Origin of the sequence: Pseudonocardia sp. (assembly GCF_050250275.1) — a bacterium.
Lineage (GTDB): Bacteria > Actinomycetota > Actinomycetes > Mycobacteriales > Pseudonocardiaceae > Pseudonocardia.
This window is the reverse complement of record NZ_JBFWOY010000012.1, coordinates 104,788-123,853: the sequence shown is the minus strand read 5'-3', so window position 1 is coordinate 123,853 and position 19,066 is coordinate 104,788. Positions and strand designations below refer to the sequence as shown.

Annotated in this window: 15 protein-coding genes; 4 read left to right on the top strand and 11 right to left on the bottom strand. The window is 72.9% G+C overall.

Going from position 1 to position 19,066, the window contains the following annotated elements; translation table 11 throughout:
- Positions 1-73: 73 nt before the first annotated feature.
- Genes AB7F12_RS13295 through AB7F12_RS13275 form a run of 5 tightly spaced genes read right to left on the bottom strand, consistent with a single transcriptional unit; the run spans position 74 to position 5,271 of the window.
- Positions 74-391, bottom strand: coding sequence for a nuclear transport factor 2 family protein (locus AB7F12_RS13295; protein ID WP_428500460.1), 318 nt, complete (start codon positions 389-391; stop codon positions 74-76).
- Entirely contained in the window at positions 388-1,494 is a 1,107-nt protein-coding gene (locus AB7F12_RS13290; RefSeq protein ID WP_428500461.1) for a hypothetical protein, read from the bottom strand. Before AB7F12_RS13290 ends, AB7F12_RS13295 begins: the two co-directional genes overlap by 4 nt.
- Entirely contained in the window at positions 1,491-3,770 is a 2,280-nt protein-coding gene (locus AB7F12_RS13285) for a xanthine dehydrogenase family protein molybdopterin-binding subunit (protein WP_428500462.1), read from the bottom strand. The genes AB7F12_RS13290 and AB7F12_RS13285 overlap by 4 nt, the downstream gene beginning before the upstream one ends.
- Positions 3,767-4,759, bottom strand: a complete 993-nt coding sequence (locus AB7F12_RS13280) for an FAD binding domain-containing protein (protein ID WP_428500463.1) — start codon at positions 4,757-4,759, stop codon at positions 3,767-3,769. The genes AB7F12_RS13285 and AB7F12_RS13280 overlap by 4 nt, the downstream gene beginning before the upstream one ends.
- Positions 4,756-5,271: a (2Fe-2S)-binding protein gene (locus AB7F12_RS13275; RefSeq protein WP_428500464.1), complete on the bottom strand. Its 516-nt coding sequence runs from the start codon at positions 5,269-5,271 to the stop codon at positions 4,756-4,758. The genes AB7F12_RS13280 and AB7F12_RS13275 overlap by 4 nt, the downstream gene beginning before the upstream one ends.
- Before the next feature lie 253 nt (positions 5,272-5,524).
- Between AB7F12_RS13275 and AB7F12_RS13270 the strand changes: the two genes are divergently transcribed.
- Entirely contained in the window at positions 5,525-10,534 is a 5,010-nt protein-coding gene (locus AB7F12_RS13270; protein ID WP_428500465.1) for an AAA family ATPase, read from the top strand.
- A gap of 9 nt (positions 10,535-10,543) precedes the next feature.
- Here AB7F12_RS13270 and AB7F12_RS13265 read toward each other — a convergent pair whose 3' ends face one another.
- Complete coding sequence (locus AB7F12_RS13265; protein ID WP_428500466.1) at positions 10,544-10,933, bottom strand: LytR/AlgR family response regulator transcription factor; 390 nt, start codon at positions 10,931-10,933, stop codon at positions 10,544-10,546.
- Between the two features lie 99 nt (positions 10,934-11,032).
- Between AB7F12_RS13265 and AB7F12_RS13260 the strand changes: the two genes are divergently transcribed.
- Positions 11,033-11,692, top strand: coding sequence for a response regulator (locus AB7F12_RS13260; protein ID WP_428500773.1), 660 nt, complete (start codon positions 11,033-11,035; stop codon positions 11,690-11,692).
- A gap of 156 nt (positions 11,693-11,848) precedes the next feature.
- Here the strand turns inward: AB7F12_RS13260 and AB7F12_RS13255 are convergent, their stop codons facing one another.
- From AB7F12_RS13255 to AB7F12_RS13235, 5 genes are all read right to left on the bottom strand, one after another.
- Entirely contained in the window at positions 11,849-13,318 is a 1,470-nt protein-coding gene (locus AB7F12_RS13255; protein WP_428500772.1) for a catalase, read from the bottom strand.
- A gap of 95 nt (positions 13,319-13,413) precedes the next feature.
- A complete protein-coding gene (locus tag AB7F12_RS13250) occupies positions 13,414-14,052 on the bottom strand; it encodes an HD domain-containing protein (protein WP_428500771.1) in 639 nt (212 codons plus the stop codon).
- Between the two features lie 51 nt (positions 14,053-14,103).
- Entirely contained in the window at positions 14,104-14,937 is an 834-nt protein-coding gene (locus tag AB7F12_RS13245) for an alpha/beta fold hydrolase (RefSeq protein WP_428500770.1), read from the bottom strand.
- 305 nt (positions 14,938-15,242) lie between these two features.
- Positions 15,243-15,704 (bottom strand): ester cyclase, encoded by a 462-nt coding sequence (locus AB7F12_RS13240; protein WP_428500769.1) that lies wholly within the window; start codon positions 15,702-15,704, stop codon positions 15,243-15,245.
- 47 nt (positions 15,705-15,751) lie between these two features.
- Entirely contained in the window at positions 15,752-16,330 is a 579-nt protein-coding gene (locus AB7F12_RS13235; RefSeq protein WP_428500768.1) for a TetR family transcriptional regulator, read from the bottom strand.
- Positions 16,331-16,565: 235 nt separating this feature from the next.
- On the opposite strand from AB7F12_RS13235, the gene AB7F12_RS13230 reads away from it, so the two are divergent.
- Together AB7F12_RS13230 and AB7F12_RS13225 are read left to right on the top strand one after the other, a co-directional pair.
- A complete protein-coding gene (locus AB7F12_RS13230; protein WP_428500767.1) occupies positions 16,566-17,768 on the top strand; it encodes a low temperature requirement protein A in 1,203 nt (400 codons plus the stop codon).
- Between the two features lie 517 nt (positions 17,769-18,285).
- Positions 18,286-19,065, top strand: a complete 780-nt coding sequence (locus AB7F12_RS13225) for an IclR family transcriptional regulator (RefSeq protein WP_428500766.1) — start codon at positions 18,286-18,288, stop codon at positions 19,063-19,065.
- Position 19,066 lies beyond the last annotated feature (1 nt).

The window sequence follows — 19,066 nt, the reverse complement described above, 5'->3', positions numbered from 1 at the left end:
CACGGGCCCCTCCCGGCCGCCGCCCGGTGTGCCCCGACCGCGACCCGGCCGACGCGACGACCGCGGCCTGCTCTCAGGCCTGACCGGTCTCGATCCGGCTGATCCGGTCGCCGGTCAGCCGGAAACGCCAGAAGGTCGACATCTCGCCCCACAGGTCGTTGCGGTAGCGGGTGAACAGCCGGAGCCCGCCGTCCTCCTCGCGGTCGACCGTGACCCGGCCGTGCGAGGAGAACACCTCACGGTCGACCCAGTCGACGAGCTCTCGCGGCGAGCCGTCGTCGGTCAGTGTCGCGTCCGGGGTCAGGGTCGCCAGGAACGCGTCCCGATCGCCGCGGTTGATCGCGGCGATCAGGTCGGCGACCACCGGGACGGACAGTTGCGTCGGTGTCATGTCTTCTCCTCGGTCGGGGTGGCGAACGGCCAGCGTCGGCCGATCGCGACGTGCAGGATGACGGAGGTCGACAGGGCGTTGAGGGCCGCGTGTTCGATCCACTCGTCGGTACCGGCACGGGTGAACTGCATGGTCTCGGCGAGCCCGGCGAGCCCGGCCGCGAGCAGCGCGGTCAGGGCGAGGGTCGCGAGCAGGAGCAGGGGGCGTGCGCCCCGGCCGGTGATCGTGTCCTCGAACAGCATTCCGAGGGTCAGGCCGGCGGCGATGAAGCAGCCGGCGAGGGCCCCGATCCAGGAGGCCTCGAGTCCCAGGACGCCGCGGGCGAGCAGGTAGGTCAGGATGCCGCCGCCGATCACGCTCGGGTGCGCGACGCCCAGTCGTGCCGTGGTCCGCCGGATCGCACAGAAGGGCCACCCCCGCCAGACGACGTAGAAGAGCACCTGCCACGCGCCGATCACGACGAGCGCGGCCCCGGCGTCCGCGCCGGTCACCGGGCCGGGCCGGGCGAGCACGTCCGAGCCCGCAACGGGGTCGATCCGGACGAGCGCGAGGGTGCCGACGACCGCGACGGCCCACGAGGCCGCCACCGCGAGCAGCCCGGCCGGTAGCCGGGGCAGGCGCTGCAGGGGCCGGCGTTCACCGACGAGCGTGATCTGCAGCATCACCACGAACGCCGCCCCGGCGACCGGGAGCGTGGCGGGGAAGGTCGGCACGTGCCCCGGTCCGGGGGTGGCGACGAACATGCCGGTCAGGTCGAGGCCTCCGACGAGGAGCTGCCCGAGCCCGGTCAGGACGACGGCACCGACGACGACCAGGGCCGTGTCGGCCCACCCGGACAGGGCGGACGGCAGCCGCGTGCCCGGCCAGTTCTGCCACCAGAACGCGATCATCGCCACGAGTGGCAGGGAATGGGTGACCAGTGGCCCGATGACCAGCGTCGAGCCCTCTCCCCCGGCGCCGATCGCCAGCGCGACCGCGATCGGCACGACCAGCAGCAGCCCGAGCAGACCCAGCGCCGGTTGGCCCGGGCCCGGCCGGTCCCGGGCCGGGGCCGGGGCGGTGCCCGGCGGTGAGCCGGGCACCTTCCCTCCGGCGACCGTCACGTCCGGACTTCCACGGGCACCGGGTCCATGACCGTCTCCGGTGTGATGGGCAGGCTTCGGACCCGACGGCCCGTCGCGTGGAAGACGGCGTTGGCGATGGCGGCGGCCACCCCGACCTGACCGATCTCCCCCACACCCTTGGCCCCGAGCGGGCCGACGACGTCGTCGCGCACCTCGACGAAGTCGACCGTGACGTCGGGGGCGTCGGCGTTGACCGGCACCAGGTACTCGGCCAGGTTCGTCTCCGCCCAGCGGCCGGTGCGGGGATCGGCGTGGTTCCCCTCCAGCAGGGCCTGGCTCATCCCCCAGAGCATGCCGCCCATCAGCTGGCTGCGGGCCAGCAGCGGGTTGAGCACCCGGCCCGGCGCGAACGCCCCGCTCAGCCGGCGGACGCGGACCAGGCCGAGCTCCGGGTCGACGGCGACCTCGGCGAACTGGGCCCCGAAGGTGAGCAGGCCGTGCGGGGTGTCCAGCGGCGGCGGGCGCCAGGTGCCGGTCGCCTCCGCATCGGACATGTGGTTGCGTCCGAGCAGCTCACGGTAGGTGTCCGCCGCACCTGCGCGGTCGGACGAGGTGAGCCGCCCCGCGCTGACGGTCACCGACGCCGGGTCGACCCCGTGCAGCGGCGACCCGGGGTCGCCGACCGCCAGGTCGACGAGCTGGCGGCGCAGCGCGGTGCCCGCCTCGTGGACGGCGGAGCCGACCATGCCCGCCCCGGCCGACCCGACGGCCGCCGTGCTGTTCGGCAGGTCGGTGTCGCCGGCCTGGAACTCGATGTCGGACAGCGCCACGCCCAGCGCGTCCGCCCCCACCTGGGTGGCCATCGTCAGGACACCGGTGCCGAACTCCTGGGTGGAGGTCGCGACCGTCGCGCTCCCGTCGGCGAAGATGCGGGCCCGGGCGCGCTGGGGCGGCATGAAGAACGCCATCGGGTACGCCGCCACCGCCATCCCGGTGCCGATCAGCCAGTCCCCGTCCGGCCGCGTGCGGGGGGCCGGGTCCCGCCCGGCCCAGCCGAACCGCTCGGCGCCGAGCCGTAGGCACTCCTCCAGCCCGCCGCTGGACCAGGGGTTGCCACGTGGGTCGGTCCGCGCGACGTTGCGCAGCCGCAGGTCGAGGGGGTCGAGGTCCACCCGCCGGGCGAGCTCGTCCATCGCCGTCTCGAGTGTGAACATGCCGAGCGTCTCGCCGGGCCCCCGGGTGAACGTCGGGGTCATGGTGTTGCCCTTGATGAGCCGGTGCACGCCGAGGTAGGCGTCGCACGCGTACAGCTGCGAGGAGACGCCGGTCGCGGGCTCGGCCCAGTCGTCGAACAACGAGGTGACCGAGAGCTTCTCGTGCCGGATCGCGGTCAGCCTGCCGTCGCGGGTGGCGCCGAGCGCGATGGTCTGCTCCTGCTCCTCGCGGTGGCCGGTCGAGGTGAACATCTGCGGGCGGGTGAGCATCAGCTTCACCGGCCGGCCAACGATCCGCGCGGCCATGGCGGTGAGCGTCGTGTGCGGCCACACCATCGCCTTGGACCCGAAACCGCCGCCGACGAAGTGGGTGATGACGCGGACGTGCGACACCGGAAGCCCGAGGAGCTGGGCCACGGTCTGCTGGGTCGCCCGCACACCCATCGTCGACTCGTAGAGCGTCAGCTCGCCGCCGTTCCACACGGCGACCGTCGACGGGGCCTCCAGCGCGTTGTGGTGGTTGGCCGCCATCCGGTAGCTCACGTCGACCCGCGGATCCGCGCGGGCCAGACCGCCCTCGACGTCGCCGCGTTCCTCGCGCCCGGGCATCAGCCCGGCGAACAGGCGGTCCGCGTCGTAGGCCTGCGCACGCCCCTGCTCGATCGTGGTGACCGCCGGGGCGACGTCGTAGGCGACCCGGACGAGGGAGGCGGCGTACTGCGCCTGCTCGTAGCTCTCCGCGACGACCAGGGCGACCGGCTGACCCGCGTAGTGCACGGACGTGTCCTGCATCGGGAAGAAGCTCTCCCCCGGCGCGGCGGCCCCCAGCAGCGACGGCAACAGGTGCGGCGGCGACGCGACGGCCGGGAGGTCCTCGTGGGTGAGTACGGCGAGGACGCCCTCGGCGGTGCGGGCCGCACCGGCGTCGATCGTGGTCACCCGGCCGGCGGCGACCGTCGCCCCCACGATCGCGAGGTGCGCCGTGCCCGGCGGGGTGATCTCCGCCGAGTAGAGCGCGGCGCCGGTGACCTTCGCCGGGCCGTCCACCCGGGTGACCGGTGTACCGACGGCGGTCGTGACCGGGTTGGCGGTCGAGGTCATGATCGGGTTCCCTTCAGGCTCTGGACGAGGCCGCGCACCATCGCCCGCTGCGCAAGTTCGATCTTGAACGTGTTGGGTCCGCGGGCGACGGCACCGGCGAGCTCGGCGGCCGCGGCCCGACGGAACGCCGCCTCGTCGGCCGGACCACCGACGAGCGCCGCCTCCGCGCGCCTCGCCCGCCACGGCTTCGTACCGACACCGCCCAGCGCCAGCCGGACCCCGGTCACCACACCGTCGTCCACCGCGATCGCCGCGGCCACCGACACCAGCGCGAACTCGTAGGACTGCCGGTCGCGGAACTTGAGGTAGACCGAGCCGGCGGCGATCGGGTCACCCGGCACGTCGACCGCGACGATCAGCTCCTCGTGCGCGATCGGGTGCTCGACCTCGGGCGTCGCGCCGGGGAGCAGGAAGAAGTCGTCGGCGGCGATCGCGCGTCCGCCGACGGCTCCCACCGTGTGCACGACGGCGTCGAACGCCACGAGCGCCACCGCCACGTCGGAGGGGTGGGTGGCGATGCACCGGTCGCTGGTGCCGAGGATCGCGTGACCGCGGTTCGGCCCGTCCAGCGCCGCGCAGCCCGACCCCGGTTCGCGCTTGTTGCACGGGGAGACACCGTCGCGCAGGTAGGGACAACGGGTGCGCTGGCACAGGTTGCCCCCCAACGAGGCCATGTTGCGCAGCTGCTCGGAGGCGCCCTGCAACAGCGCCTGTGAGACGGCCGGGAACCGGCTGACGACACCCGGCGCCCGCGCGACGTCGTTCATCCTGGCGAGCGAGCCGATGTGCAGGCCCCCGTCGGGACGGTCCTCCACCGCGGTGAGCGGGAGGTCGTTGATGTCCACCAGGTGACCGGACCGGGAGACACCGGCCCGGATCAGGTCGATCTCGGTGGTCCCCCCGGCGAGGAAGGCGCTGTCGGGTCCTGCCGCCACGAGGGCGAGCGCGTCGTCGACGTCCCTGGCACGGCTGTAGGTCAACGGCCTCACGCCGCACCGCCCACGTTGTCGCGGACCTGGCGGATCGCGGCCCGGATGTTCGGGTAGGCCGCACAGCGGCAGATGTTGCCGCTCATGAACTCGCTGATGTCCTCGTCGGTGCCGGCGTTGCCCTCCTCGATCAGCTTGACCGCGGACATGATCTGGCCCGGCGTGCAGTAGCCGCACTGGAACGCGTCGTTCTCGACGAAGGCGCGCTGCATCGGGTGCAGCTCCTCGCCGTCGGCGAGCGCCTCGATCGTCGTGACCTCGTGACCGGTGGCGGCGACCGCCAGCGTCAGGCAGGACAGCACGCGCCTGCCGTCGATCCACACGGTGCACGCTCCGCACGTGCCCTGGTCGCAGCCCTTCTTGGTGCCGGTGAGCCCGAGGTGCTCGCGCAGCGCGTCGAGCAGGCTCACCCGTGGCTCGACGTCGACGACACGATCCCGGCCGTTGATCTGCACTGTCACGGGCACGCTGCGCGGCCCCCGGACGTCCTGGCGGGATTCGGTGGTGGACATGGCTTTCCTCTCCATCTCGACGGCGCGGGCCGCCGGCGGCCGCCGCGCGGCGGCGAGGACCGGGGCGTGGGACGGGCGCTTGCGTCGTCAGAGCCTGCGCGCCGGACCCCCTGCTTGTCCGCCCCGCGACCGGCACTCCTCGATACCTGCCAGCCCCCACCCCGGCTACCGGGCGACCGGCACCTCCCCCGGGTCGAGCCGGTGTGCCACGTGCGTTCACGGCCGGGTGGTCGGCGGTGAGAGAATCGGGACCATGGGTCCGGACGTCGCGCCACCGGGTACGGGGTCGCCGCCCATCGGCACCGAGGTGCTGCGCGACGGGGAACGTTCCCGCGTCGTGCGCCTCGCAGTGGGTCGCGACACCGTGGTCCGCAAGGAGCCGCTCGGTCCCGATGCGCCGCAACGGCTGCGCCGCGAGATCGAGACGCTGGAGCGGCTGCGCGGCGTCCCGGGTGTGGTGCAGCTGCTCGACTCCCCCCGCTACCCCGGCTCGGTCGTCCTCGCGGACGTGGGTGGCCCGAGCCTGGCGCAGCGGCCCACCCCCCTGGAGCTCGACGACGTGCTCGCGGTCGCCGTCGACCTGGCCCGGGCGGTGGCGGCGATGCACCGCCGGGGCGTGATGCACGGGGACATCACCCCTGCGAACGTCCTGGTCGACCACGACGGCCGGCCGGTCCTGGTCGACTTCGCGTCGGCGACGACGTTCGCCGAGATCCGCCCCGGCTTCGGTCCGCTGGCCGGCGCCACCGACATCGCCGGCACGCTCGCGTACCTGGCGCCCGAGCAGACCGGGCGGACCGGCCGGGCGGTGGACCAGCGCGCCGACCTGTACGCGCTGGGCGCCACGCTGTACGAGCTGGCGACCGGTGCGCCGCCGTTCGGCTCGACGGACCCCGTGCGGCTCGTCCACGACCATCTGGCGCGCGTGCCGGTCCCCCCTGCCGAGCGCAACCCGCAGCTCCCGATCCCCTTCTCCGACGTCGTCGTCCGGCTGCTGGAGAAGGAACCCGACAACCGGTACCAGACCGCCGACGGGCTGGCCCACGACCTGCAGCTGATCCGCGACGACCGGGCGCGCGGCGCCCCCCGCCCGTTTCGCATCGGCCGCCGCGACGTCCCCCTGCGGCTGCTGCCGCCGTCACGGCTCGTCGGCCGGGAGCCCGAGACTGCTGCGCTGCGGGCGGCGTTCGAGGATGCGCTCACGGGCGGCTGCCGCGCGGTGCTGGTCGACGGCTCGCCGGGCGTGGGGAAGACGGCACTGGTCGACGAGCTGCGGCCCGTGGTGGCCCGCAGCGGTGGCTGGTTCGTGGCCGGGAAGTTCGACCAGTACCGGCGGGACCTGGCGTCCAGCGGCGTCCATCAGGCGTTCCGCGTCCTGGGCAGGCTGCTGCTGGCCGAGCCGGAGGACGAGCTCGCTGCCCTGCGGGAACGGGTCGCGGCCGGGCTCGGGCCGAACGCGGGCCTGATGGCGGCCGTGGTGCCCGAGTTCGCCGCGCTGCTGGGGGTGCCGCCCGAGCCCGGGGATGCGCTGACCGCACAGGTGCGGGGTCAGCGCAACGGCGTGCAGCTCCTGCGGGCGATCGCGTCACGGGACCGGCCGGTGCTGATGTTCGTCGACGACGTCCAATGGGCGAGCCGCACCCCACTCGGGTTCATCGACATGCTCCTCGACGAGGGGCCGGTCGAGGGCCTGCTGCTCGTGTGCGCCCACCGCGAGCCGGACGTCGGGGGGACAGAGCCCTTCGCCGCCCACCTGCCCCGGTGGCAGGAGCGCCCCGGGGTGCGGCGGGTGCCGTTGGCGGACCTGCCCGGTCCGGCGCTGCTGACGATGGTCGCCGACATGCTGCGCGTGCCCCGGGAGTCGGCGGCGGAGCTGGCCGGACAGCTGCACCTGCGCACCGCGGGCAACCCCTACGAGACCGTCGAGCTGCTGGGCGCGCTGCGCCGCGACGGCCTGCTCACCCCGGGCCCCGACGGCTGGCGGTGGGACACCGCGGCCGTGCTCGCCCAGCTGAGCCGGACCGAGGTCGGCGAGCTGCTGGTCGCGCGGGTCGCGGCCACCCCGCCGCCGACGCGGCGTGTGGTGGACGTGATGGCCTGCCTGGGTGGCCGGGTCGAGATGACGGTGCTGCAGGCGGCGGTCGACGAGCCGGCAGAGGCGCTGGAGCAGGCCCTGGCGCCGGCCCTCGCCGACGGCGTGCTCGTCGCCGAGGCCGGGGCGCGCGGAGCGGTCCGGTTCCGCCACGACCGGATCCGTGAGGCGATCCTGCGCGAGATCGACCCGCAGCGCCGCCGCGCGCTGCAGCTGGGCATGGCCCGGCGGCTGACGGCGCACCCCGAGCTGTTCACGACCGCCGCCGAGCAGTACCTGCCCCTCACCCGCACGCCGGAGGTCCTCGACGATCCGGCCGAGCGCGGCCGGATCGTCGAGCTGCTGCGCCGCGCCGCCGAGGAGGCGCGCCTGGTCGCCGACCACGTCGCGATGGACGCCCTGCTGACCGGCGCGCTGCAGCTCGTCGAACCCGACGACACGACCGCGCGGGTCGAGCTGTTGCGCGGCCGGCTGACCGCCCTGTACAGCCTGGGGCGGCTGGAGGAGGCCGACGAGCAGTACCGGTCCATCGAGGACCTGCACCCCGACACGGTGCAGCACGCGTTCGCGGCGGCGCTGCAGGTCAGGACCCTCACCTACCGCGGCCGGGTCACCGAGAGCATCGACATGGCCGTGGACCTGCTGCGCGAGCTCGGTATCGCCGTCCCGGTGGAGCGGACACCCGACGAGGTCGCGCACCAGATGCGCCACCTGTACCGGTGGCTGGACGGCAGCGAGCTGTCCGACGACCTCCGCCGCCCCGAGATCGGCGACCCGCGTCTGCTCGCCGCCCTGGAGCTGATGCAGGCGGTCCTGCCCGCGGTCTACTTCGTGCCCGACCTGCCGCTGTACAGGTGGCTGACTCTCGAAGCGCCGCGAATCCTGCTCGAGCACGGCCACTCCCGGTCGTTGATCGGGGCGGCCCGCATCGCCGTCAACGCCTCGACGATGCCGCGGGGTGAGGACCACGAGGCCGCCTACCGCGCGACGCGCCGGCTCCTGGCGCTCGGCGACGCCAACGGCTACGAGCCCGAGACCTCGGTGCTGCGCGCGCAGTACGCCAGCGTCGTCGTGTGCTGGTTCGAGCCGGTCGAGAACGCCGTGCGGGTGTCGCAGCAGGCCAGGGCAGGTCTGGTCGCCGGCGGCGATCTCGCGTACGCCGGGTACGCCTACCACCCGGCCGTCACCGGCATGCTGGAGTGCGCCCCGACCCTGGACGAGTACGTCGACGAGGTGGAGGCGGCGCTGGCGTTCACCCGGCGCACCGGCAACGAGACCGCCACCCGGTGGTTCGACAGCTACCGGTGGACGGCCGCTGCGCTGCGGGGGGAGGGTGCCGAGGGGCCGGCGCAGGCGGAGGCGACGATGCGGGCCGCCCCGTACGCCGACAACGCGGCCGCCAGGCTGTTCGACCACATCGCGCGGGCGACCGTCGCCGCCGTCTTCGGTGACGCATCCGGCCTGGTGCACCATGCCGCGGCCGCCATGCCGTTGCTGCCGGCGGCGTCGGGCCTCTACCCGACGGCGGTGGCCCGGCTGCTGCGCGGCATGGCCCTCGCCGAACAGGCGCGGGGTGCCGACGCCGCGGAGCGCGCCGCCCTGCTCGTCGAGCTGGACGAGCTGTCCGGGTGGCTGGCGGCGCGCGCCGCCGACGCTCCGGACAACTTCCTGCACCTGCTCCGGCTGCTCGAGGCCGAGCGGGCGTGGGCCGTCGGCGACTTCCGGGTGGCCACCCAGGCGTTCGACGCCGCCCGGCAGGAGGTCGCGCGGCGGCAGCGCCCATGGCACCGGGCGCTCATCACCGAGCGCGCGGCCCGCTTCCACCTCGCGCACGGTGTGGACCAGGCCGGCCGCGAGCTGCTGGCCGAGGCCCGGCGCCACTACGACGAGTGGGGGGCGGCCGCGAAGGTCGCCCAGCTGGACTGGGCCTACCCGGCCCTCCGCCCCCGGCCGGACGGCGGCGCCGGCCCCGACCAGCACGCCGCCGGGGCGCACCCGTCGGCGGCGGTCAGCACCGGGGTGATCGACCTGTTCGGCATCCTGTCCGCGTCGCACGCGCTCAGCTCCGAGACCGGCATCGAACAGCTGCACACGCGAGTCGTCGAGGTGCTCAGCACGATGACCGGCGCCACCGGGGTGCACCTGGTGCTGTGGGACGGCGACCGCCGCGACTGGCGGTCGCCGTCGCCGGACCCCACCGTCGACGCGTCCGCGCAGCGCGGCCGCGTACACGGCGACCACGCCCCGATGTCGGTGCTGCGCTACGTCCGGCGGACCGGCGAGACCGTGGTCGTCGACGACGTGTCCCGCGACGACCGGTTCGCCCGCGACCCGTACTTCTCGGGGGTCGACGGCTGCTCGCTGCTCGCGCTGCCCATCCTCAGCCGAGGGGCGCTGCAGGGGGTCCTGCTGCTGGAGAACCGGCTGATCCGGGCCGCGTTCACCGCGCAACGGCTCGACGCCGTCGGCCTCGTCGCCGCCCAGCTCGCCGTCTCCCTCGACAACGCGCAGCTCTACGCCGACCTCACCGCCTCGCGCGCCCGGATCGTGGCCGCCGCCGACCAGGCACGCCGACGCATCGAACGGGACCTGCACGACGGGGCTCAGCAGCGCCTCGTCACCCTCGCCATGCACGCCCGGTTGGCCAGGTCGGCCGTTGCCGCCGGGTCCGAGGCATTGACCGAGCAGCTCGACGCGCTGGTGGACGAAGCCACCACGGCGATGACCGAGCTGCGCGAGCTGGCCCGCGGCATCCATCCGGCGACGCTCGCCGAGGGTGGCCTGCGACCCGCGCTGAAGGCGCTCGCACGCCGGTCCCTCATCCCGGTCAGGGTGCAGGCACCTGCCGACCACCGGCTGCCCGAGCCGATCGAGACCGCGGCCTACTACGTCGTCAGCGAGGCGCTGACCAACGCCACCCGGCACGCCGAGGCCTCGGTCGTGACCGTCACCGTCGAGACCGACACCGGCCCGGCCGGTGCCGTCGTGCGTGTGCTGGTGCACGACGACGGCCGCGGCGGCGCCCGGCTGACCGCCGGGTCCGGCCTGCTGGGGCTCAAGGACCGGGTCGAGACACTCGGCGGCCGGTTCGTGGTGCGCTCCGTCCGCGGCAGCGGCACGACCGTGCAGGCCGAGCTCCCGGTGCCGGAGACCGGGGCGCGCCCGGGCTGACCGGGCGTCTCAGGTGGCGACGCCGTCGCCTCCGCGCGCGTCGGCGACCAGCGCCTCGATGGCGGCCGCCGACAGTGCGAGCTTGCCCACGAAGCCGATGGCCGGGCTCGCCTCGAGCAGGTCGAGGAGGTCGACCTCGGCGTGGACGGAGATCAGGATCACGTGGCCCGGGTCGATGTCCGGGGCGTCGGTGAGGCGTCGGGCCAGCTCGAACCCGCTGGTCGGACCGAGGTCGACGTCGAGCAGCGTCACGTCGGGACGAAGCTCGGCGACGTGCCGGAGAGCGGCCTCGCTCGTCGAGGCGACGCCGACGACGCGCAGCCCCTCCTGTTCGAGCAGCGCACGCGCGGACCGCAGGAAGTCCGGGCTGTCGTCGACGATCACGCACCGCAGAGCCACGAGGCACACACTAGAGCCGCGGCGGCGGCCGGCCATTGCAGCTAGCCGCCATCCGTAGGCGCTTCTCGGGTCGGTCGTGGCGGGGTCGATAATGGACCTATGGGAGAAAGCCGTACTCGCGTCGTCATCGCCGAGGACGACGTACTGCTGCGCGAGGGGCTGTCCCGGTTGCTCACCGAGGCGGGGTTCGAGGTCGCCGGGAACTACGGAACCTGCACCGAACTGGTGCCCGAGGTCGCGCGGCTGCGCCCCGACCTGGTGATCGTCGACATCAGGATGCCGCCCACCCACACCACCGAGGGCCTCGACGCGGCCCGCACGATCCGCCAGGAGCTGCCCGGTACCGCCATCCTCGTGCTGTCGGCGCACGCGGAGGTCGAGCAGGCCACCGAGCTGCTGCGCAGCGGGCAGCGCACCGGTTACCTGCTCAAGGACCGGATCAGCGACGTCGACGACTTCCTGGCCACGCTGGACCGGATCGTCAAGGGCGGGACGGTCGTCGATCCCGCTCTCGTGCAGGAGCTCCTGGCCACCCGCCGGGTCGACAACCCGTTGCAGGCCCTCTCGCCGCGCGAGCGCGAGGTGCTCGCGCTCATGGCCGAGGGCCTGTCCAACGTCGGCATCGCGAACCGGCTGTGGGTCGCCGAGGGCACCGTCGAGAAGCACGTCCGCAGCATCCTGACCAAGCTGGGCATCGCCGAGATGGCGGAGAGCCACCGCCGTGTCCTGGCGGTGCTCACCTTTCTCGACAACCACTGACTGCCGGACCCATGACCTGCGGGGCGGCGGCCGCCCCCCGACGACCGCCGCCCCCATCGCGCCACCCCGCTCTCCCCTGGGCCGCGCCCCACCCCCCGACGGTTAGGGGTGCAGCAGCGGAGTGGCGACGTCCTCACGTGCCCCGGCCGGGCCGGGCTAGAGGGCCCCGACGGCCTCGCACGCCCTGCGCACGCCCGCCCCGTAGGACGGGTCCGCCAGGGTGCAGTTCTCGATGTGCCGCTCCACGGTCCGGGCCCGAGCCCCCGTGATGGCACGGGCGGTGTTGAAGAACAGCGCCTCCTGTTGCTCGGCCGTCATCAGCCGGAACAGGTCGCGGGTCTGGGTGTAGTAGTCGTCGTCGTCCTCGCGGAAGTCGAAGTGGTCCGCTGTCGCCGACCCGAGCGCCAGCCCCGGCTCGGCGTAGGAGGGCTGTTCGGACCAGCGGCCGAAGTTGTTGGGCTCGATCCCGGGCACGCCGCCCTGGTTGCCGTCGACGCGCATCGCGCCGTCGCGGTGGTAGCTGTTGACCGTCGTGGCGGCGTGCGGGTGGTTGACCGGGATCTGGTGGTGGTTGACCCCGACCCGGTAGCGGGCGGCGTCTCCGTAGGCGAACAGCCTGCCCTGCAACATCTTGTCCGGGCTGAAGGAGATGCCCGGCACGAGGTTCGCGGGGGTGAAGGCGGCCTGTTCGACGTCGGCGAAGTAGTTGTCGGGGTTGCGGTTCAGCTCGAACTCCCCGACCTCGACGAGCGGGTAGTCCTTCTTGCTCCACACCTTGGTCAGGTCGAAGGGGTGGAAGCGGTAGGTGGCCGCGTCCCCCTCCGGCATGATCTGCACGAACAGCGTCCACTTCGGGAACTCGCCCCGCTCGATCGCCTCGAACAGGTCCCGCCCGTGGGACTCGCGGTCCGTCGCGATGACGGCGGCGGCCTCCGCGTCGGTGAGGTTCTCGATTCCCTGCTGCGTCCGGAAGTGGAACTTGACCCAGTGCCGCTCGCCGGCGGCGTCGATGAGGCTGAAGGTGTGGGAGCCGAACCCGTGCATGTGCCGGTAGGACCGGGGGATGCCCCGGTCGCTCATGACGATGGTGACCTGGTGCAGGGCCTCGGGGAGGTTCGTCCAGTAGCCCCAGTTGTTCTCGGGGTTGCGCAGGTTGGTGCGCGGGTCTCGCTTCACCGCCCGGTTGAGGTCCGGGAACTTCAACGGGTCGCGGTGGAAGAAGACCGGGGTGTTGTTGCCGACGACGTCCCAGTTCCCCTCCTCGGTGTAGAAGCGCACCGCGAACCCGCGGATGTCGCGCTCGGCATCGGCGGCCCCCCGTTCACCGGCGACGGTGGAGAAGCGGGCGAACATCTCGCACTCGTTGCCGACGGCGCCGAACAGTTTCGCCCTCGTGTAGCGCGAGATGTCGTGGGTGACCCGGAACGTGCCGAACGCACCGGCACCCTTGGCGTGCATCCGGCGTTCGGGGATGACCTCGCGGTCGAAGTGCGCGAGCTTCTCGATCAGCCACAGGTCCTGCAGCAGCACCGGACCGCGCGGGCCGGCGGTCGCGCTGTTCTGGTTGTCGACGACGGGTGCGCCTGCCGCCGTGGTCAACGGCTTGGTGTTCTCCGTGAATGCCATCTTCTCTCCGGCTGTGTCGGTGGGGACTGTTCGGACGAGGGCGGCCCGGCCCGCGGGGTGGTCGCTGGGGCGTCCGGGGCCGAGCCACCCACCGTTCACTCCGGCCAGGAGTTGTTCCGGATGATCTCGACGAAGTCCTTGCGGACGAACCCCGGGTCGAAGTGGGCGAGAACGTCGTCGTTCATGGTGCCGAAAGTGGTGTCCGGCCGGTCCACCATCGCGTCGTTGAACGCCCGCAGGATGCGGTTCTTGAAGTCCGGCCGGGGGTGTGCGGCCACGACCTCGGCGCGTTGCCCGGGGGTGATCTCGTCGAGGTCGAGGCCGAGCACGTCGGCCTCCACCCCGAGCGTCACGACCGCGACCTCCGGGGCCAGGTGGAGCGGGACGTCCGGGGTCGTGTGCAGGGCGATCCCGAGCCAGACGTTACCGGCCTCGGCCTCGCTGCGACCGTGGTCGCGCAGGAAGTCGCGGGCGAGGTTCGCACCGTCGATCTCGAACCGCTGGTCCTTCGTCGCGTACGCCGGGGTCAGCCCGAGGTCGTGGAACATCCCGCCCACATAGGCGAGCTCGGGGTCGACGTCGAGGCCCCGCGCGGCGGCCTTGAGACAACCCAGGAGGAAGACACGCCTGGAGTGGTCGAAGAGCGTGTCGTCCTCGGCCCCACGGACGAGTGCGGTGGCCTCCCGGACGAGAGCGGTGTCCGGAATGCTGATTCCTGCGATGGTCTCTGGCATGTGTGCTCCTTCAGCGGCTGGACCGGGCGGGCAGGGAACTCGCCGTGCCCGTCAGGTGGCCAGGAAGTCCAGGAGGGCCTTGTTGACGATCTCGGGGTGGGTCCAGGCGATGTTGTGGGGCCCGCCCTCGACCGTCACGGTGGTGAGGTCCTTGATCAGTCCGGGCAGCCGTGCCGCGGTGCTCGCGTAGGGCAGGATGCGGTCGGCGTCACCGTGCACGAGCAGGGTCGGGACGTCGATGTTCGGCAGGTCGGCGCGGAAGTCGGTGAGCCAGGTGTCGACGCAGGCCTCGGCTGCGAACGACGATGCACCGATCGCGGTGACGAAGCTGTTCTGCCAGGCCTGCTCGCTGATCAGCGTTCCGCCGAGGACGTCGACGTTGTAGAAGTTGTCGAGGAAGGTCTTCAGGTAGGCGGGCCGGTCGGCCACCACGGCGGCCTTGATGTCCTCGAACACCTGCCGGTCGACACCGTCGGGGTTGTCGTCGGTCTTGAGCAGGAACGGGGGGATCGCCCCGAGCAGCACGGCCTTGCGGACCCGTGCGGAGCCGTGGGTGGAGAGGTAGCGCGTCACCTCACCGGTGCCCATCGAGAAGCCGACGAGCGCGATGTCGTCCAGGGCGAGGTGGTCGAGGAGGGCCTTCAGGTCGGCGGTGAAGGTGTCGTAGTCGTAGCCGACGGTGGGCCGGCTCGACCTGCCGAAACCGCGCCGGTCGTAGGTGATGACGCGGTACCCGGCCGAGAGCAGGGCGCGCTGCTGCTTCTCCCAGGAGGCCCCGTCGAGCGGATAGCCGTGGATCAGGACCACCGGACGGCCCGCGCCGTGGTCCTCGAAGTAGATCTGGATGTCGGTGTCGTTCTCGCGGCCGACGGTGAGCATGGCCATGGGGTGCTCCTTGTGATCGAACGCGAGGGCTCCCCGTCGAAGTTCGTGCCGCGGATTCGGCACCGGGGGCCGCTCGGTGAGATCGAGTCTGCTCGATCCGCGGGCCCGCGGGCCGCCCGGCGAGCCGCAATCGTCGATGGCGGCGAGCCGGACCGTCCACTACCTGCTGGCGGGAAGGCAGCCAGGTGAACTGGGCCCGACGTGGTGCGGCCCCGCCGACACAGATGTGGTCGTGAGGTCGTCCGCTCCTCCGTCGGCGGTGGCGGAGGAAGACCCACGACCGGCGGGGCCGCGTCGGTCGACCGTCAGGAACTCAGCTGCCGCAGGAGTTCCAGTGCGTTGCGCTCGACGTAGTTGTGGGTGAGCCGGCCGTCGGGCAGCACGTGCCACACCGCGGTCCCGGTCATGCGGACCGGCTGTCCGTCCGGTTCGGTGCCGGCGAAACCGTTGTTGGTGCCGGTCAGCACCCACCGGGACGCGACACGCGAGCCGTCGGCGTTCTGGAACGTGTCGACGGGTTCGAGGTGGATGTCGCCGATCGCGGTGTGGAAGGCCCGCACCCACTCCTTGAACGCGGTGCGGCCGTGGATCTCGGTACCGCCGGAGATGATCACGAAATCGTCGGCGACGAGCTCGTCGATCGCGTCGAGGTTGTGCGGGGCCTGCCACACCTCGGCCCAGAAGTTGTGCACGATGTCGACCGCCGTGGGGTGGGCGAGGCGCGCGTCGTGGCCGGCGGCAGCGGGATCGGGGACGTCGGTACTCATCGGGTGCTGTTCCTTCGAGGTCGTGGTGCTCCCCCGCGGGCGCGGGGTCATGGTCCGGTGCCGGCGGGAGTTCCCGCGTCGATGAGGGTCGCCGCGGCGCGGGCGGCCACCAGCACGGGGCCGTCGTTGCCCGACATCGCGGCGTGCACGATCGCGCCGTCGAGCAGGACGAGCAGCGCCTCACCGGTGTCGGCGGGGTCGGGATGTCCCAGCTGCTCGAGCAGCCGGGCGAACGCGGCCGCCACGTCGTTCTTGTGGGCCAGCGCCAGGGTGGCGGCAGGCCCGTCCCGGTCGGGGCTCTGCAGCCTGGTCGCGACGAACGGGCAGCCGGCGGCGAGCCCGCCGGCCCTCGCCCGCTCCGCGATCCGGGTGAAGGCACCGAGGAGCCGGTCCCGCGGCGGGTCGGTGTCGGGACCGAGCAACCAGCGTCGCTGTGTCGTGCTGAACCTGGCCAGCGCGGCCGCGACGAGCTCGTCCTTGCCGGCGAAGTGCCGGTAGAGCGACATCTTGGCGGCGCCGGCGCGTTCGGCGACCGCGGCCGGCGTCGTTCCGATCCAGCCCCGTTCGAGCAGCAGCTCGACGGTGGCCCCGAGGGCCCTCTCGCGTGCGTCGTGGCGACCGGTCACCACCAAACGATACCTTAAGGTAGCGTTTCGCCGGTCGCGAGCCCGGCCGACGGCGATCACGGAGCGCACCGGACCCGCCGGAATCACAGGACCTGCGGTCCCACATGAACGGCACGGCGCCTTGCTCCCGAGCGCCGGGGAGGAGATCCTCGCGCGACCACGTGCCCGACCGGACGGTGCGCCCACGATGGCCCGGGCAGCCGGACGCCGGGAATCCCTCGTCGAAGGAACCGCGATGTCTCACCCCGCCGCCTCGCCCGGACGCTGGCGCCTGGTCCCCATGCTGGCGCGAGACCCCGGCGAGCCGGGCCGGACGGCCACCCCGCTGGAGCTGTTCTTCGACCTGGTCTTCGTCGTGGCCGTGAGCATCGCGGCCGTCCAGCTCCATCACGCGCTCACCGAGAACCACGTCGTCGACGGCCTGCTCGTCTACGGCCTGGTGTTCTTCGGCATCTGGTGGGCGTGGATGAACTTCACGTGGTTCGCCACGTCGTTCTCCACCGACGACTGGCTCTACCGGGTCGTCACGTTCGTGCAGATGGGCGGGGTGCTGGTCCTCGCCGCGGGCGTGGAGCCGGCGTTCACCGAGCACAACTTCGCCCCGCTCGTCGTCGCCTACGTCGTCATGCGGGTCGCGATGGTCTCGCAGTGGCTGCGGGCCTCTCGATCCGCGGGCGAACGCCGTCGCACGACCCGGATCTACGCCGCCGGCATCACCGTCCTGCAGGTCTTCTGGCTGCTGCAGCTCACCCTGTCAGGCCCGGCCGCGGCCGTCGCGATCGTCGTCCTCGTCCTCGCCGAGCTCGCCGTGCCGGTGATCGCTGAGCGGCAGGGCGCCACTCCGTGGCACCCGCACCACATCACCGAGCGGTACGGCCTGTTCACATTGATCCTGCTCGGCGAGAGCCTGCTGGCGTCGGCCAACGCGATCATCGAAGCACTCCACGACCAGCAGTCCCTCACCTCGCTGGTGTCGATCTCGGTCCTGGCGCTCGTCGTGACCGCCGCGATGTGGTGGATCTACTTCTGGCCGCCGCACCACGAGTCGATCAACTCGCTGGCCGGGTCACTCCGCTACGGATACGTGCACTACTTCGTCTTCGCCGCTGCGGGCGCTTTCTCGGCCGGCATCGAGGTCGAGGTCGACGTCCTGACGGGAACCAGCGAACTGGGCGAGGTCGCCGCATCCTTCACCGTCACCGTGCCGGTCGCCGTCTTCGTCCTCGGGATCTGGTGGATCGCGCTGCGGCCCAACGCCGACCGCGTCGTGAACACGGCGATACCGCTCGGCGCCGTACTCGTCCTGCTCGACCCGGTCATCCCCGTTCCGTTCACCGTCGCCGCCGTGGTCATGGTCCTGATGGTGGTGGTGCTGGTGCTGCGACAGCCGCTGGACCGGCGCGGGTCCGAGAGGCAAGACGTGGTGGCCGGCGACTGACCCTCCCCTTCCGACGTCGACACCGACGAGGGCCCGACGGCGGTTCCGGCGACACCTCGCCGGCCACCAGGACCCGACGGAGTCATATCGGGACGACGTCTGGTTCAGCGGGACGAGCTGCTGGAGCGCCGGGTGGGCCGGTCGGTGCGCGGCGCGTCCCGGTCCGACCGTCGGACCGCACCCGGGGCCGACCCGCACACGAGGAGACCGGACGGTCGCCGCGAGAACTCGTGCGGCAGTGAACGGGGCCGGCCGGCAGCGTGGGGACGCGGGCGTTAGCGCAGCTCGCCACGACGTCCGCCGTGCCGCGCCGCCGACACTGGACCGGGGTCACCCCGCCGATCGGACGGCCCCGCGCCGGACAGGACCGACACGAGGCGACGACGCCCCCGCGAACGCTGCCGAGCCTCCGGCAGCTGCATCCGCCGTCGTGGAGGACGATAAGCTGGCAGGCGCACACATCGGGACACTGTCCAGCGTTCCTGGCGCTCCTCCAGGATTCTACCGGGGAGGATCGATGGCTGGAGAGGACGACACGGAGCCGACCGCGGCCGCCGATGCCGGCGGGAAGAAGGACAGTACGACCGCGAGAGTGGTCGCCGTCCTCGACGCGCTCGCCCGGGCGGAGGAGGGCGGCGTCGGCGTCCGCCAGCTCGCGACGGTGCTCGGGGTCAGTCGCAGCGCGGTGCACCGCGTCCTGCAGAACCTGGCCGACCTCCGGGTGGCCCACGCGCTGCCGAGCGGGAACTACGAGCCGGGCGAGGTACTCGCGGCCTGGGCGACGTTCCTGGGGTACCGCCAGAACGTCCTCGAGCTCTCGAAGGGCCTGCTCGACCGGCTGGTCGAACGGGCGGAGGAGACGGCGTACCTCACGACCTATGCCGGAGGTCAGCTCACCACGGTCGCGGCAGCCGAATGCGACCGCCCGGTGCGCTACGTCCTTCCGATCGGGGGCCGGCTCCCGCTGGAGCGGGGTGCCGCGGGCAAGGCGGTCCTCGCCCACCTGGGTGAGGAGGTCCTCACCGAGCTGGCGCTGCCCGAGGCCGAGGCGACGCGACTCCGGGCCGATCTCGCGGAGACGCGCGCGCGCGGCTACGCCGTCAGCATCGGGGAGAACATCCCCGACGCCTGCGGGTTCGCGGCCGCCTACTTCACGAACGGCCGGCCGGCCGGGTCGATCACGGTGACCGTTCCGCGCTACCGGGCGGCCGACGACGCGGCGGACAGGTTCGGCCCGCTGGTGAAGGACACGGCGCGGGCACTCACGAACCTGCTCACCGCTCGCCCGGACGACTGAG

Bases quoted from the DNA above. Each gene is read 5' to 3' on its own strand.
- AB7F12_RS13260 (WP_428500773.1), top strand. From the start codon at position 11,033: ATGGGAGAAAGCCGTACTCGCGTCGTCATCGCCGAGGACGACGTACTG.
- AB7F12_RS13255 (WP_428500772.1), bottom strand. From the start codon at position 13,318: ATGGCATTCACGGAGAACACCAAGCCGTTGACCACGGCGGCAGGCGCA.
- AB7F12_RS13270 (WP_428500465.1), top strand. From the start codon at position 5,525: ATGGGTCCGGACGTCGCGCCACCGGGTACGGGGTCGCCGCCCATCGGC.
- AB7F12_RS13225 (WP_428500766.1), top strand. From the start codon at position 18,286: ATGGCTGGAGAGGACGACACGGAGCCGACCGCGGCCGCCGATGCCGGC.
- AB7F12_RS13285 (WP_428500462.1), bottom strand. From the start codon at position 3,770: ATGACCTCGACCGCCAACCCGGTCACGACCGCCGTCGGTACACCGGTC.
- AB7F12_RS13240 (WP_428500769.1), bottom strand. From the start codon at position 15,704: ATGAGTACCGACGTCCCCGATCCCGCTGCCGCCGGCCACGACGCGCGC.
- AB7F12_RS13230 (WP_428500767.1), top strand. From the start codon at position 16,566: ATGTCTCACCCCGCCGCCTCGCCCGGACGCTGGCGCCTGGTCCCCATG.
- AB7F12_RS13295 (WP_428500460.1), bottom strand. From the start codon at position 391: ATGACACCGACGCAACTGTCCGTCCCGGTGGTCGCCGACCTGATCGCC.
- AB7F12_RS13250 (WP_428500771.1), bottom strand. From the start codon at position 14,052: ATGCCAGAGACCATCGCAGGAATCAGCATTCCGGACACCGCTCTCGTC.
- AB7F12_RS13245 (WP_428500770.1), bottom strand. From the start codon at position 14,937: ATGGCCATGCTCACCGTCGGCCGCGAGAACGACACCGACATCCAGATC.
- AB7F12_RS13275 (WP_428500464.1), bottom strand. From the start codon at position 5,271: ATGTCCACCACCGAATCCCGCCAGGACGTCCGGGGGCCGCGCAGCGTG.